Origin of the sequence: Pseudomonas uvaldensis (genome assembly GCF_021271205.1) — a bacterium.
GTDB lineage: Bacteria > Pseudomonadota > Gammaproteobacteria > Pseudomonadales > Pseudomonadaceae > Aquipseudomonas > Aquipseudomonas uvaldensis.
The window spans coordinates 603,122-617,508 of record NZ_JAIWKS010000003.1 but is presented as its reverse complement, the minus strand read 5'-3'; the positions used below and the strand labels follow the sequence as shown (position 1 = coordinate 617,508).

The window sequence follows — 14,387 nt, the reverse complement described above, 5'->3', positions numbered from 1 at the left end:
TGTAATTCCAACAACAAATCGACGGCGGCGCAGTTAATGACTCTTCGAATCGCAATCAATGGTTTTGGCCGCATCGGCCGCAACGTCCTCCGTGCACTGTATACCCAAGGCTACCGCCGCGACTTGCAGATCGTCGCGATCAACGACCTGGGTGACAGTGCAATCAATGCTCACCTGCTCGAGTACGACACCGTTCACGGCACATTCGATGCCGATGTACAGCACGATCATGAAAGCCTGACGGTCAATGGCGACCGCATTTCGGTCAGCGCCATCCGCAACCCGGCCGAACTGCCCTGGGCCGCCGAGAAGATCGACGTGGTGTTCGAATGCACCGGCCTGTTCACCGACCGCGCCAAGGCCGCCGCGCACATCAGCGCCGGCGCCCGCAAGGTGATCATCTCGGCCCCGGCCAAGGGCGCCGACGCCACCGTGGTGTATGGCGTTAACCACGACATCCTGCGCCAGTCCCACCAGATCATTTCCAACGCGTCGTGCACTACCAACTGCCTGGCCCCGGTGGCCCAGGTGCTGCACCGCGAGCTGGGCATCGAAAGCGGCCTGATGACCACCATCCATGCCTACACCAACGACCAGAACCTGACCGACGTCTACCACAGCGACCCGTACCGCGCCCGTTCAGCCACCCAGAACATGATCCCGAGCAAGACCGGCGCCGCCGAAGCGGTGGGCCTGGTGCTGCCGGAACTGGCAGGCAAGCTGACCGGCATGGCCGTGCGCGTGCCAGTGATCAACGTGTCCCTGGTGGACCTGACCGTGCAGCTCAAGCGCGACACCTCGGCCGACGAAGTCAACGCCCTGCTGCGTCAGGCCAGCCAACATTCCAAGATCCTCGGCTACAACACCCTGCCGCTGGTTTCCAGTGACTTCAACCACAACCCGCTGTCATCGATCTTCGACGCCAACCACACCAAGGTCAGCGGCAAGCTGCTCAAGGTACTGGCCTGGTACGACAACGAGTGGGGCTTCTCCAACCGCATGCTGGATAACTGCCTGGCGTTGTGTAACGCCGAGTAAACCACGAACACGACTGAGCCGTTCTGTGGGAGCGGGCTTGCTCGCGAAGAGGGTGGGCCAGGCAACATGGGTGTTGAATGTGAAATCGCTTTCGCGAGCAAGCCCGCTCCCACAGGATTCGGGAGCGGCCCTTGATTCGAGGCTTGACCATTTGCCTAGATGATAAGCATTATCATCTAGGCAAACCGAATCGGGCCCTACCGTGAGTCAATCGCACTTTCACCATGTCTTCCTCGCCCAGCGCATACCGCTGCTGCGCACCCTGGAGCGAATGGTCAACAACCCCAGCACTGCCGAAGACCTGCTTCAGGAAACGTACCTGCGGGTCACCCGTGCGTTGAACGAACGTACGGTCGATCACCTCGAACCCTTCGTCTTCCAGACCGCGCGCAACCTGGCGCTGGATCATTTGCGCGCCCGGCGCATCCAGTCCCGGACGCTGCTGGAAGATGTGCCGGTGGAGGTCGTGAACAATGTGGTCGCCCCTCAGGGCAGCGCCGAAGATGCCGCTCACGCCGGGCAGATGCTCGAACGGCTCAACGCCAGTCTGCAAGCGCTGAGTCCGCGCCAGCAGCAGATCTTCATTCTCAACCGCCTGCAGGGTTACGGTTACCAGGACATCGCCGAACGGTTGGGTGTGTCACTGAGCACCGTGCAAAAGGAACTGAAGCTGATCATGGCGATCTGTATCGGCGTGGCCGAGCGTCACTCCGATAGCTAGCTGCAAGCCACAAGCCCCAAGCGGTAAACTGCGCCACTTGCCGCCCACGACGAGGTCTTACCGTGACAGACTCTCACCGCGCCGCTGAGCCGACGACTCGCCCGGACACCGCCCATGCCATGGAGCAGGCGCTGGACTGGCTGATCCTGTTGGAGAACCCCAGCCAGGAGCAGACACGGCAATTCCAGGACTGGTTGGCGGCCGATCCGCGCCATGGCGAAGCGTTTGTCAGGGCACAGACCATCTGGGACGGCCCGCAGGTACTGGAAAGTGCGCGCCAGTTGCAGGCCCGGCCAAGGGTCACCGCGCTGTCACGTTTGCGTAGCCACTGGAAACCGCTGGCCACAGCGGCCGTGCTGTTCCTGGGCCTGTTCAATTTCAGCGACCTGCCCCTGCGCTTCCAGGCCGATCACCTGACCGTGGTCGGCGAGCGCCAGCGCCTGCAACTGGAGGATGGTTCCAAAGTCCTGCTCAACACCGACTCAGCCTTCTCCAGTACCTTCAACGGACAACGGCACATGGCCCGGCTGTACAAGGGCGAAGCGTTCTTCGAGGTACCGGGCAATCACAGCCTGCCCCTGGAAATCGAAGCCGGCCCGGTCATCGCCAGCGTCAGCGACACTGCATTCGCGATGCGCTATCTCGACGGCGTCACCCAAGTCCAGGTGCAGCGCGGCGATGTGGAATTGCGGGCCAACCGCAACGACACCCATGTACGACTCTCGGCCGGGGAAAGCATCCGCATCGGCCCCAACGGCTTCGATCGCCCGGCGAGGCTCGATGCCGGCACCGATCTGGCGTGGGTCCAGGGACGGCTGGTATTCGAAAATCGATCGCTGGACCAGGTATTGGCCGAACTGCAGCGCTACTACCCCGGCTGGATCATCAATCGCAACGAGCAGTTGGCCCATATCACGGTGACCGGCAATTACCGCCTCGACCAACCGCTGGACGTGGTGCGCTCGCTGGCCCACATCACCTCGGCACGGGTCCAGGAATTCCCAGCCCTGGTCATCCTGAACTGAAGGAGCATTATTTTTACTCGATAGCGTGAGCTGGTTCGTCTCGTTATAGCCAATGCAATTGATTCGCATCTACAGATGCCGATCTGCACCTATAACAGATGCGACACGGAGCGCTATCGATGTCCTCTCGCCTTACTTGCCGGTTCCTCGCCCCTACCCGCACGTTGTCATTGCTGACCGCCGCCATCCTGATGGCCGGCAGCGTCCCGACCGCCCTGGCCGCCACCGCCGCGCAATCGTCGACGCACAACATGGGCGACTACACCTTCACCATCGCCCAGCAACCGCTGGTTTCGGCCCTGAATGCCTTTACCGCGGTCACGGGTTGGCAGGTGGGTCTGTCGGCCGAACTGGCCGAAGGCGTCGCCTCGCCCGGCGTGAACGGTTCGCTATCGCCGGAAAAGGCTCTGGAGCGCCTGTTGGTGGGGACCAACCTCGGCTATCGCAAACTGAGCAGCAACAACGTTGTCCTGGTAAAGAACGACACCGGCAGCGTGCTGAACCTGGAGCAGGTGACCATCAGCGCCACCCGCCAGGAACAAGCCATCACCCGCGTACCCAGCACCGTCACGGTCCATGATCGGCAGGCGCTGGACCGTCACAACGTCAACACCATCAAAGATCTGGTGCGTTACGAACCCGGTGTCTCAGTGGGGGGTGCCGGCCAGCGCGGCGGTATCAGCGGCTATAACATCCGCGGCATCGACGGTAACCGGATCCTGACTCAGGTCGACGGCGTGGAAATCCCCGACAGCTTCTTCAACGGCCCCTACGCCAAGACCCAGCGCAACTATGTCGACCCGGAAATCGTCAAGCGCGTGGAGATCCTGCGCGGCCCGGCCTCAGTGCTGTACGGCAGCAATGCCATCGGCGGTGCCGTCAGTTACTTCACCCTGGACCCGGACGACATCATCAAGCCGGGCAACGACGTCGGCGCCCGGCTGAAAACCGGCTACAGCTCCGCCGACGAGAGCTGGCTCAAGTCCGCCACCGTCGCCGGCCGCAGCGGTGCATTCGATGGCCTGCTGCACTACAGCCAGCGCGACGGTCATGAAACCGAATCCTACGGCAGCCACAACGGCACCGGCCTGGAGCGCACCGCGGCCAACCCGGAAGACGTACGCGCCAACAATGTACTGGCCAAACTGGGCTGGAATTACAACGAAGATTCGCGCCTGGGGCTGGTCTACGAGAAGTACAAGGACGACCGCGACAGCGATCTGAAAAGCGCCTATGGCGGCCCCTATGCCAACGGCCAGCCGGCCATTCCCCCTTTCGTGCTGCCTGGTGGCATGTACCAGTGGCGCACCGGCAACGACACCATCAGTCGCGAGCGCTTCGGCCTGGAACACAGTTTCGCCCTCGACAGCCTGCTGGCCGACCGCGTGAAATGGAGCCTGAACCACCAGATCGCCAAGACCGACCAGAGCACCGCCGAGTTCTATTTCCCCATCACCCGCCAGGTGTTGCGAACCCGGAATACCCTCTATGAAGAAAAACAGTGGATCTTCGACGCGCAGTTGGAAAAAGCCTTCAGCATCGCCCAGACCGACCACGCGCTGACCTATGGCACCACCCTCAAGCAGCAGAAAGTCACTGGCTCGCGCAGCGGCAATGGCGTCTGCCTGGCGGTCGGCGTGGGCTGTCCGACTGTAGGAGCCATCAGCACCCGCGACGTGCTGGCAAAAGCCAGCGACTTCCCGGACCCGACCATCAATACCTATAGCCTGTTCGCCCAGGACCAGATCAGTTGGGAGAAGTGGACCTTCACCCCGGGCCTGCGCTACGACCACACCCGCCTCAAGCCGCACCTCACCGAGGCATTCCTCAGCACCGTTGACCCCACCGGTGGCGGCGAAGTCAGTGACAGCAACAAGACCTGGCATCGCGTCTCGCCCAAGTTCGGCCTGACCTACGCCTTCACCGACCAGTACACCTGGTACGGCCAGTACGCCGAAGGGTTCCGCACACCGACCGCCAAGGCCCTGTACGGGCGCTTCGACAACCCCGACGCCGGCTACAGCGTGGAACCCAACCCCGACCTGGAGCCGGAAAAAAGCAAAAGCTACGAGACCGGCCTGCGGGGGCGTTTCGACGCCGGCTCGTTCGACGTAGCCGTCTTCTACAACAAGTACCGCGACTTCATCAACGAAGATGCAATCACCCCGGGGGCCAATCAGTTGACCTTCCAGAGCAACAACATCAAGCACGCCACCATCAAGGGCGCCGAGGTCAAGGGACGCCTGGACCTGGACGTGTTCGGCGCGCCACAGGGCCTGTATACCCAGGGTTCGGTGGCCTATGCCTACGGTCGCAACAACGACACCGGCCAGCCGATCAACAGCGTCAACCCGCTGACCGGCGTGTTCGGCCTGGGTTATGACCAGGACGATTACGGCACCCTGCTCAGCTGGACCCTGGTCCGGAAAAAGAACCGCGTCGACGACAGCAACTTCAACTCCCCCGATGGCGTCAGCAGCCAGTTCAAGACACCGGGCTTCGGCATCCTCGACCTGACCGGGTTTTACAAAGTGACCGACGACGTCACGCTCAGTGGCGGGCTCTACAACCTGACCGACAAGAAATACTGGCTGTGGGACAACGTGCGCGGCTACGACAGCGTCGGCGAAGCAGCGGTGCTGAACCCCGCCAACCTCGATCGCCTGACCGCGCCGGGGCGCAATTTCGCGGTGAATCTGATCTGGGACATCTGACCCGGTCACTCCGCCAGACGAATCCTTTGCAGGCGAACGCTTGCGCCTGCAAAGGAACCGAGTACCTGCTTTCATTCAAAGGAATATTCATGAGTCCCCAACGTTCCCAACGCCTGAACCAGATCACCCACGAACCGCACAGCAAGCTCGACGCCCTGGTCAAGGCCCACGCGCCGTTCGAAACGCCGGCCAGCTTCGCTCGCTTCGTCGTCGCCCAGTACCTGTTCCAGTCGGAACTGATGGATCTGTACAACGACCCGGAGCTGTCCGCCCTGATTCCCGACCTGCCGGCCCGCTGCCGTGCCGAAGCGGCCAAGGCCGATCTGGCGGACCTTGACACTGAAGTGCCGGCGGCAGTGGCCGGCGCCGTGAAAAACCCGACCCAGGCCGAGGCCCTGGGCTGGTTGTTCGTGTCCGAGGGTTCCAAGCTTGGCGCTGCGTTCCTGATCAAACGCGCCGTGGCCCTGGGCATGAGCGAAACCTTCGGCGCCCGTCACCTCGCCGAACCGCCGGGCGGTCGCGCCGAAGGCTGGAAAACCTTCACCCGGATTCTCGACGGGCTGGCATTGACCGAACAGCAGGAAGCCGAGGCGGACAAAGGTGCGCTGGATGCCTTCAACCGGTTTACCGTGTTGCTGGAGCGGGCTTACACAACTGAACTGGCCTGAACGGTTACCACAACCTGATGTGGAATGCGTTGTACCTGAAACACCGCGCCCGCCCTCGCAAAGCATTTTGATCTATGCTCGAACCCACGTTCCGGAGGGCCTTCGATGACAGACCTGCTCACATCCATGCAAGCCACACTCGGGTTGCCGACAACGCCGGTTCCTTTCATCGCTGAAGGCGCCCTGCCCTCCGCGTTCGACGTCACCGGACTGGCCTGCGCCAGCATCGCCGTTGCCGGCCAGGCCACCGCCGAACTCATCCGTCAGCAAACCGGCCGGCTGCCGCCGGTCGAAGTCGACCGGCGCCTGGCCTCGTTCTGGTTCTCCACCTCCCTGCGCCCCATTGGCTGGAGCGTGCCACCGATGTGGGACCCGGTGGCCGGCGACTACGCCACCGCCGATGGCTGGATTCGCCTGCACACCAATGCACCGCATCATCGTCTTGCCGCGGAAAAAGTCCTCGGCACGTGCCGTGATCGCGACGACATGGCGAGTAAAGTGGCCGGCTGGAACAAGGTCGAACTGGAACAGGCCGTGGTGGACGCCGGTGGCTGCGCCGCCGAAATGCGCTCGTGGCCGGTCTGGCAGACGCATCCCCAGGGCATGGCGGTGAACGCCGAGCCGCTGGTGCATTTGGCTGAATCCGTCGAGGCACGACCTGGACTCTGGCTCGGTTCCGTGGCGCGACCACTGGCGGGCCTCAAGGTGCTGGACCTGACCCGCGTATTGGCCGGTCCCATTGCCAGTCGTTTTCTCGCAGGCCTGGGGGCCGATGTGCTGCGCATCGATCCGCCCACCTGGAACGAACCCGGCGTGGTGCCGGAAGTCACCCTCGGCAAACGCTGTGCTCGCCTCGACTTGCATCGACCTGACGACCGAACCACGTTCGAGGCGCTGCTGAGCGATGCCGACATCCTCCTCCACGGCTACCGCGCCGATGCCCTGGAACGGCTGGGCTACGGCGCCGAAGCCCGCCGGCAGATGGCGCCGGGCCTGATCGATGTCAGCCTCAATGCCTACGGCTGGAGTGGCCCGTGGCAGCATCGTCGTGGCTTCGACAGCCTGGTACAGATGAGCAGCGGCATTGCCGAAGCCGGCATGGGCTGGAAACCGTCGGACAAACCGACACCGCTGCCAGTACAGGCCCTGGACCATGGCACCGGCTACCTCATGGCGGCCAGCGCCATTGTGCTGTTGTCCCGGCGCCTGGAGAAGGGCCAGGGTGGATCGGCACGCCTGTCGCTGGCACGTACGGCGAAGCTGTTGATCGAGCACGGCCCAGGCACCAGCACGGCGCTGCCTGCCGAGACACCCGACGATCAGGGCCTGCTGGTGGAACAGACGCCCTGGGGCCCGGCCCATCGGTTGCAGGTGCCCCTGAAGATAACCGGTTCGCCATTGCAGTGGGCCTATGGGGCGAGCGAGCTCGGCGCCCATAGAGCCCATTGGTAATCCGCCCCCTCCTGATCTGGATCAGCTAACCCGACGGCGAATCGACCTAGGCTGTGACTCTCTTCTGCAGCATTGGAGTCTCGCCATGTCTGACACCCCCGGAAAACTCCGACTCGGCGCCCTGGTCGCACTGGTCGTCGGCTCCATGATCGGCGGCGGAATCTTCTCCCTGCCGCAAAACATGGCCGCCAGCGCCGATGTCGGCGCCATTCTCATTGGCTGGGCAATCACCGCAGTGGGCATGCTGACCCTCGCGTTCGTGTTCCAGACCCTGGCCAATCGCAAACCCGATCTGGACGGCGGTGTCTACGCCTACGCCAAGGCCGGATTCGGCGACTACATGGGTTTCTCATCGGCGTGGGGCTACTGGATCAGTGCCTGGTTGGGTAACGTCGGCTACTTCGTGTTGCTGTTCAGCACCCTGGGCTACTTCTTCCCGATCTTTGGCGAGGGCAATACCGTCGCAGCGGTGATCGGTGCGTCGGTGCTGCTGTGGGCCGTGCATTGGCTGGTCTTGCGAGGGATCAAGGAAGCGGCGTTCATCAACCTGGTGACCACCGTCGCCAAAGTCGTGCCGCTGCTGTTGTTCGTGCTGATCGCGCTGTTCGCGTTCCGTCTCGATATTTTCACCGCCGACATCTGGGGCGTGAACAACCCGGACCTGGGCAGCGTGATGAACCAGGTGCGCAAGATGATGCTGGTCACCGTCTGGGTGTTCATCGGCATTGAAGGCGCGAGCATTTTTTCCGCCCGCGCCGAGAAACGCACGGACGTGGGCAAGGCCACGGTGATCGGGTTCATTACCGTGTTGTTGTTCCTGGTACTGGTGAACGTCTTGTCGCTGGGGATCATGACCCAGCCGGAACTGGCAAAACTGCAGAACCCCTCCATGGCGGCCGTGCTGGAGCACGTAGTGGGTCACTGGGGCGCGGTGCTGATCAGCGTGGGTCTGATCATCTCGCTGCTCGGCGCGCTGCTGTCCTGGGTGCTGCTGTGCGCCGAGATCATGTTCGCCGCCGCCAAGGACCACACCATGCCCGAGTTCCTGCGCCGGGAGAACGCCAACCACGTACCGGCCAATGCCCTGTGGCTGACCAACGCGATGGTCCAGCTGTTCTTGGTCATCACCCTGTTCTCGGCCAGCACTTACCTGTCACTGATCTACCTCGCCACCTCGATGATCCTGGTGCCGTACCTGTGGTCGGCGGCCTACGCCGTGCTGCTGGCGATGCGCGGCGAGACCTACGAAGGCTTCGCGGCCGAGCGGCGCAAGGATCTGATCATCGGCGCCATCGCCCTGATCTACGCGGTGTGGCTGCTGTATGCCGGTGGAATCAAGTACCTGCTGCTCTCCGCCCTGCTCTATGCCCCCGGCGCGATTCTGTTCGCCAAGGCCAAGCGCGAATTGGGCAAACCGGTTTTCACCTCTGTCGAGAAGCTGATTTTCGCCGCAGTGATCGCAGGCGCCCTCGTGGCCGCCTATGGGCTCTACGACGGCTTCCTGACCTTGTAGCTGGCTGACTGTTTTAACGGGAGGATTTGTAATGACCACGGAAAAAGTGAAGTACGGCGTTCATTCCGAAGCCGGTAAATTACGTAAAGTCATGGTGTGTTCCCCAGGCCTGGCCCATCAACGCTTGACCCCGAACAACTGCGACGAGCTGCTGTTCGACGACGTGATCTGGGTCAACCAGGCCAAGCGCGACCATTTCGATTTCGTCACCAAGATGCGCGAGCGTGACATCGATGTGCTGGAAATGCACAACCTGCTGACCGACATCGTCGCCATCCCCGAAGCCCTGGACTGGATCCTGCAGCGCAAGATCACCGCCAACTCGGTGGGCCTGGGCCTGGTGAATGAAGTCGGTTCGTGGCTGCGCAGCCTGGAGCCACGCCATATCGCCGAGTTCCTGATTGGCGGCGTCTCGGCCGACGACCTGCCAGACAGCTTCGGTGGCAAGACCATCCAGATGTTCCGCGACTTCCTCGGGCACTCCAGCTTCATCCTGCCACCGTTGCCCAATACCCAGTTCACCCGCGACACCACCTGCTGGATCTACGGCGGCGTGACCCTGAACCCGATGTACTGGCCGGCGCGGCGCCAGGAAACCCTGCTGGCAACGGCCATCTACAAGTTCCATCCCGAGTTCACCGACGCCGACTTCCAGATCTGGTACGGCAACCCGGACCTGGACCACGGCAGCGCCACCCTGGAAGGCGGCGACGTGATGCCTATCGGCAACGGCGTGGTGCTGATAGGCATGGGCGAGCGCTCATCCCGCCAGGCCATCGGCCAACTGGCGCTGAACCTGTTCCAGCACAAGGCCGTGGAGCGGGTGATTGTCGCCGGTTTGCCGAAGTCTCGCGCGGCCATGCATCTGGACACCGTGTTCAGCTTCTGCGACCGCGACCTGGTGACGATTTTCCCGGAAGTGGTCAGCCAGATCGTCGCCTTCTCCCTGCGCCCCGATGAGAGCAAGCCCGGCGGCATCGATGTGCGTCGGGAGGAAGGCAGCTTCCTCGACACCGTGGCGGCAGCCCTCAAGTTGCCCGCATTGCGCGTGGTGGAAACCGGCGGCAACAGCTTCGCCGCCGAACGCGAGCAATGGGACGACGGCAACAACGTGGTGGCACTGGAACCTGGAGTGGTGATCGGCTACGACCGCAACACCTACACCAACACGCTGCTGCGCAAGGCCGGGGTGGAAGTCATCACCATCAGCGCCAGCGAGCTGGGACGGGGTCGCGGCGGCGGCCATTGCATGACCTGCCCGATCCTCCGCGACCCGATCGACTACTGACTTTTGCGCCTGGGCCGGTGTTGACCGAACACCGCCCAGGGGATTACCGAAACCCAAGGAGATCCATCATGGCGTTCAACATCCACAACCGTAACCTGCTCAGCCTCGAACACCACACCCCCCGCGAATTGCGCTACTTGCTGGACCTGTCCCGCGACCTCAAACGGGCCAAGTACACCGGCACCGAACAGCAACACCTCAAGGGCAACAACATTGCGCTGATCTTCGAAAAAACCTCGACCCGTACCCGCTGCGCTTTCGAAGTGGCCGCCTATGACCAGGGCGCGAACGTCACTTACATCGACCCCAACTCTTCGCAGATCGGCCACAAGGAGAGCATGAAGGACACCGCCCGCGTGCTGGGGCGCATGTACGACGCCATCGAATACCGGGGCTTCAAACAGGAAATCGTCGAAGAACTGGCGAAGTTCGCCGGCGTGCCGGTGTTTAACGGCCTGACCGATGAATATCACCCGACGCAAATGATCGCCGACGTGCTGACCATGCGCGAGCATGCCGACAAGCCAATCCATGAAATCAGCTACGCGTACCTGGGCGATGCACGGAACAACATGGGCAACTCACTGCTGCTGATCGGCGCCAAACTGGGCATGGACGTGCGCATCTGCGCGCCGAAAGCGTTGTGGCCCCATGACGACCTGGTGCAACGCTGCCATCAGTACGCCGAGGAAAGCGGCGCACGCATCACCCTGACCGAAGACCCGAAAGCGGCGGTCAAAGGCGTGGACTTCATCCACACCGACGTCTGGGTGTCCATGGGTGAGCCGGTCGAAGCCTGGGCCGAACGGATCGAGCAATTGCTGCCCTACCAGGTCAACGCCCAACTGATGAAAGCCACCGGCAACCCACGCACGAAGTTCATGCATTGTCTGCCGGCGTTCCATAACAGTGACACCAAAGTCGGCAAACAGATCGCCGAGCAGTATCCACACCTGGCCAACGGCATAGAGGTCACCGACGACGTGTTCGAATCACCGGCCTGCATCGCCTTCGAGCAAGCGGAAAACCGCATGCACACCATCAAGGCGATCCTGGTGTCGACGTTGGCGGATCTCTGAACCACGCGCCGCCCCCTCTGTGGGAGCGGGCTTGCTCGCGAAAGCGCAGTATCAGCCAACACATCGATAACTGACACACCGCTTTCGCGAGCAAGCCCGCTCCCACAAGGGCATGCGTTGTCAGTTCCATTTTTTGTAGAAGGACAACACCATGCGCATCGTCGTTGCCCTGGGCGGAAACGCCCTCCTGCGTCGGGGTGAGCCCATGACCGCAGACAATCAACGCACCAATATCCGCATCGCCACCGAACAGATCGCCAAGATCCACCCCGGCAACCAGCTGGTCATCGCCCACGGCAACGGCCCGCAAGTCGGCCTGTTGTCGTTGCAAGCCGCGGCCTACACCTCGGTGACGCCTTATCCGCTGGACGTGCTGGGGGCCGAAACCGAAGGCATGATCGGTTACATCATCGAGCAGGAACTGGGCAACCTGCTGGACTTCGAAGTACCGTTCGCGACCCTGCTGACCCAGGTGGAAGTGGACGCCAATGACCCGGCCTTCCAGAACCCGACCAAACCCATCGGGCCGGTCTACAGCCAGGAACAGGCACAGAAACTGGCCGCCGAAAAAGGCTGGGCCATCGCCCCGGACGGTGACAAGTTCCGGCGGGTGGTCGCCAGCCCGCGCCCCAAGCGCATCTTTGAAATCCGTCCGATCAAATGGCTGCTGGAAAAAGGCAGCATCGTGATCTGTGCCGGCGGCGGAGGCATCCCGACGATGTACGACGCCGACGGCAAGCTGCAAGGGGTCGAAGCGGTGATCGACAAAGACCTCTGCTCGGCGCTGCTGGCCGAACAGCTGGAAAGCGATCTGCTGGTGATCGCCACGGACGTCAACGCCGCGTTCGTCGACTTCGGTAAGCCAACCCAGAAAGCCATCGCCCAAGCCCATCCCGACGAAATGGACAAGCTCGGTTTCGCCGCCGGCTCCATGGGACCGAAGGTGCAGGCTGCCTGCGAGTTTGCACGCAACACTGGCAAGGTGGCGGTAATCGGTTCACTCTCGGACATCGACGCCATCGTCCAGGGTACCGCCGGCACCCGTATCGGCACGGCGACACCCGGCATCGCTTATCGATAACAGGAAACTTGCGGGGCAGATCCAGGGTCTGCCCTTCTCCAGGCTTTCAAAGGAGAGATGTTTATGGCCATGTTCCAACCCGGTCACCTGCACATGGAACGCCATGCGCTGAACAAGGACGATTTCAGCTACAACCTGTGCATCGATTATGAAACGGCGCAGGATCCCAAGGAGGGCGAAGGCATGTCGTTCCGCTTGCACGGCACGGTCGAGGACAAGACCGTGGACGAGACGTTCTTCCTCGCCAAGGACCTGGCCTTCGACTTCGCCCGCCACGCCACGCGCATCGCCCAGACATATGGCCTGCCCAAGCACGCCAGCATCGGCTCGATGCACAAGTATTACGATGAAATGTTCGAAGACGTGCGCAAACAACTGGATGTGAAACCGGGGGATCCGGTGCGCCCTGAGCACTTGGCGTAACCCACTTGAAGGTCACGCCGAGCCCTGTGGGAGCGAGCCTGCTCGCTCCCACAAGGGGGATATCGATGTTCTGAATATCGGATTACATCCCGTGCTGTTCGAGTGGCAACTCCCCCACGCTGACCTATGCTCAACGTAGTACCCCCGGGTATTCGTTCAGAGGTCACCGCCATGAACATCAGAACAAAAAGGCGCTTCGCCGTTTTCATCACCTGCGCTGCCACGCTTGCGCTCTATGGCACCGCGGCCTACCGGGTCGAACAGGCCAGGCAACAACCCCGCGAATACGCCAGCTGCAACCTGGAACGCTGTATTCCCCACAACGCGACCCTGAACGCCCTGCGCTGAAGCGGGCTCAGTCGTCCGGCTGATCGGTCTTGAGCCGGTCGCGGAAGGCCTTGGGTGAAATACCGACCCGCCGGCGAAACAGCCGGGTGAAATTGGTCGGGTCGGAAAACCCGAGCATCTCTGAAATCTCGTAGATAGTCAGGCCGGTATAGGTCAACAGTCGCTTGGCTTCCAGCAATTGACGCTCATGCATGATCTGCAACGCCGGTTGCCCTGCCAGCTCGCGGCAGGTGCCGTTGAGGTGCGACACCGAAATGCCCAGGCGATGAGCCAGGTCCTCGACCTTCACGTGCTGGCGATAAGTTTCTTCCACCAACTGGATAAACCCGTTGAGGTATTCCCGGGCCCGCTGTGGACGCTGGGCCTTGGTGCGCCGCTGCATCACCTGGCGACTGACCCAGACCATGATCACGCTGACCAAGGCGTGCATGAGCATTTCCCGGGCCGGTTGATGCCCCAAATATTCGTCCTGCAAGGCACTGAACAGGCTGTTGAGGTATTCGGCGTTGTCCCCGGCCGGATAGCTGTCGGCCTGGGCCAGGATATTGACCGAATGGCCAAGTTGCGCCTGCAAATGCGTCACCAGCGGCGCCGCCAGGGTCACCACGTAACCCTCCACATCCTCGGAAAAACGAAAGCCGTGGACCGACAGTGGCGGCAGGATCTGCACCGTGGGCGGGCTGAGCAGCGCGCGCTGCCCCTCGATTTCCAGCTCCGCTTGTCCCTGGTACACAAACAGCAACTGGCAGAGATCGGCATGCCTGTGCGGTTTGATTTCCCATTGATGCTCGCGGCTGCGCTTGGAAATCGTTTCGCAATGCAGAAGATCCGGCGTCGGCCAATCCTGGCTTTCACCGTAGAGTTTGAACACCGGGATCGAAGGCAGGTCGGTTTTCTTCATAACGAGGATCGGCCTTGGGTTGCGGGCGATAATCGCACCGATTGGCAGAAAGTACAGGAATCGGCTCAGTTTTCCCCTTCAATCGACAGGTCTGCAAGCAAAAAATGCACGTACCAATCATCACCGACCCTGGTCG

At 62.0% G+C, this 14,387-nt stretch carries 13 protein-coding genes; 12 read left to right on the top strand and 1 reads right to left on the bottom strand.

The annotated features are described in order from the left end of the window. Positions 1–36 precede the first annotated feature (36 nt). From gap to LCU97_RS09315, 12 genes are all read left to right on the top strand, one after another. A complete protein-coding gene (gene gap, locus LCU97_RS09370) occupies positions 37–1,038 on the top strand; it encodes a type I glyceraldehyde-3-phosphate dehydrogenase (protein WP_232776195.1) in 1,002 nt (333 codons plus the stop codon). Positions 1,039–1,240: 202 nt separating this feature from the next. Further along, positions 1,241–1,759 (top strand): RNA polymerase sigma factor, encoded by a 519-nt coding sequence (locus LCU97_RS09365; protein ID WP_232776193.1) that lies wholly within the window; start codon positions 1,241–1,243, stop codon positions 1,757–1,759. A gap of 62 nt (positions 1,760–1,821) precedes the next feature. Then, positions 1,822–2,784, top strand: coding sequence for a FecR family protein (locus LCU97_RS09360; RefSeq protein ID WP_232776191.1), 963 nt, complete (start codon positions 1,822–1,824; stop codon positions 2,782–2,784). 119 nt (positions 2,785–2,903) lie between these two features. Continuing rightward, positions 2,904–5,498, top strand: coding sequence for a TonB-dependent receptor (locus LCU97_RS09355; RefSeq protein ID WP_232776183.1), 2,595 nt, complete (start codon positions 2,904–2,906; stop codon positions 5,496–5,498). 89 nt (positions 5,499–5,587) lie between these two features. Continuing rightward, positions 5,588–6,166 carry a biliverdin-producing heme oxygenase gene (locus LCU97_RS09350; RefSeq protein WP_053153117.1) on the top strand — a complete coding sequence of 193 codons (579 nt, stop codon included), beginning with the start codon at positions 5,588–5,590 and terminating at the stop codon, positions 6,164–6,166. 105 nt (positions 6,167–6,271) lie between these two features. Continuing rightward, positions 6,272–7,618: a CoA transferase gene (locus LCU97_RS09345; protein ID WP_232776182.1), complete on the top strand. Its 1,347-nt coding sequence runs from the start codon at positions 6,272–6,274 to the stop codon at positions 7,616–7,618. A gap of 85 nt (positions 7,619–7,703) precedes the next feature. Beyond that, a complete protein-coding gene (arcD, locus tag LCU97_RS09340; RefSeq protein ID WP_053153113.1) occupies positions 7,704–9,131 on the top strand; it encodes an arginine-ornithine antiporter in 1,428 nt (475 codons plus the stop codon). Between the two features lie 31 nt (positions 9,132–9,162). Beyond that, complete coding sequence (arcA, locus tag LCU97_RS09335; protein ID WP_232776181.1) at positions 9,163–10,419, top strand: arginine deiminase; 1,257 nt, start codon at positions 9,163–9,165, stop codon at positions 10,417–10,419. A 68-nt stretch (positions 10,420–10,487) separates the two neighbouring features. Further along, positions 10,488–11,498, top strand: a complete 1,011-nt coding sequence (locus LCU97_RS09330; protein ID WP_053153107.1) for an ornithine carbamoyltransferase — start codon at positions 10,488–10,490, stop codon at positions 11,496–11,498. Positions 11,499–11,649: 151 nt separating this feature from the next. Beyond that, complete coding sequence (arcC, locus tag LCU97_RS09325) at positions 11,650–12,579, top strand: carbamate kinase (RefSeq protein WP_053153104.1); 930 nt, start codon at positions 11,650–11,652, stop codon at positions 12,577–12,579. Positions 12,580–12,642: 63 nt separating this feature from the next. Beyond that, positions 12,643–13,002 carry a DUF5064 family protein gene (locus tag LCU97_RS09320; protein ID WP_053153101.1) on the top strand — a complete coding sequence of 120 codons (360 nt, stop codon included), beginning with the start codon at positions 12,643–12,645 and terminating at the stop codon, positions 13,000–13,002. Positions 13,003–13,173: 171 nt separating this feature from the next. Then, complete coding sequence (locus LCU97_RS09315) at positions 13,174–13,350, top strand: hypothetical protein (protein ID WP_232776180.1); 177 nt, start codon at positions 13,174–13,176, stop codon at positions 13,348–13,350. A gap of 7 nt (positions 13,351–13,357) precedes the next feature. Here the strand turns inward: LCU97_RS09315 and LCU97_RS09310 are convergent, their stop codons facing one another. Beyond that, the gene (locus tag LCU97_RS09310) at positions 13,358–14,251 is read right to left on the bottom strand and encodes a helix-turn-helix domain-containing protein (protein WP_053153095.1); all 894 of its coding nucleotides are present in this window, start codon (positions 14,249–14,251) and stop codon (positions 13,358–13,360) included. Between the last annotated feature and the right edge of the window lie 136 nt (positions 14,252–14,387).

Coding starts and splice junctions, on each gene's coding strand:
- LCU97_RS09320 (WP_053153101.1), top strand. CDS start 12,643: ATGGCCATGTTCCAACCCGGTCACCTGCACATGGAACGCCATGCGCTG.
- LCU97_RS09315 (WP_232776180.1), top strand. CDS start 13,174: ATGAACATCAGAACAAAAAGGCGCTTCGCCGTTTTCATCACCTGCGCT.
- LCU97_RS09310 (WP_053153095.1), bottom strand. CDS start 14,251: ATGAAGAAAACCGACCTGCCTTCGATCCCGGTGTTCAAACTCTACGGT.
- gap (WP_232776195.1), top strand. CDS start 37: ATGACTCTTCGAATCGCAATCAATGGTTTTGGCCGCATCGGCCGCAAC.
- arcA (WP_232776181.1), top strand. CDS start 9,163: ATGACCACGGAAAAAGTGAAGTACGGCGTTCATTCCGAAGCCGGTAAA.
- arcD (WP_053153113.1), top strand. CDS start 7,704: ATGTCTGACACCCCCGGAAAACTCCGACTCGGCGCCCTGGTCGCACTG.
- LCU97_RS09330 (WP_053153107.1), top strand. CDS start 10,488: ATGGCGTTCAACATCCACAACCGTAACCTGCTCAGCCTCGAACACCAC.
- LCU97_RS09350 (WP_053153117.1), top strand. CDS start 5,588: ATGAGTCCCCAACGTTCCCAACGCCTGAACCAGATCACCCACGAACCG.
- arcC (WP_053153104.1), top strand. CDS start 11,650: ATGCGCATCGTCGTTGCCCTGGGCGGAAACGCCCTCCTGCGTCGGGGT.
- LCU97_RS09345 (WP_232776182.1), top strand. CDS start 6,272: ATGACAGACCTGCTCACATCCATGCAAGCCACACTCGGGTTGCCGACA.
- LCU97_RS09355 (WP_232776183.1), top strand. CDS start 2,904: ATGTCCTCTCGCCTTACTTGCCGGTTCCTCGCCCCTACCCGCACGTTG.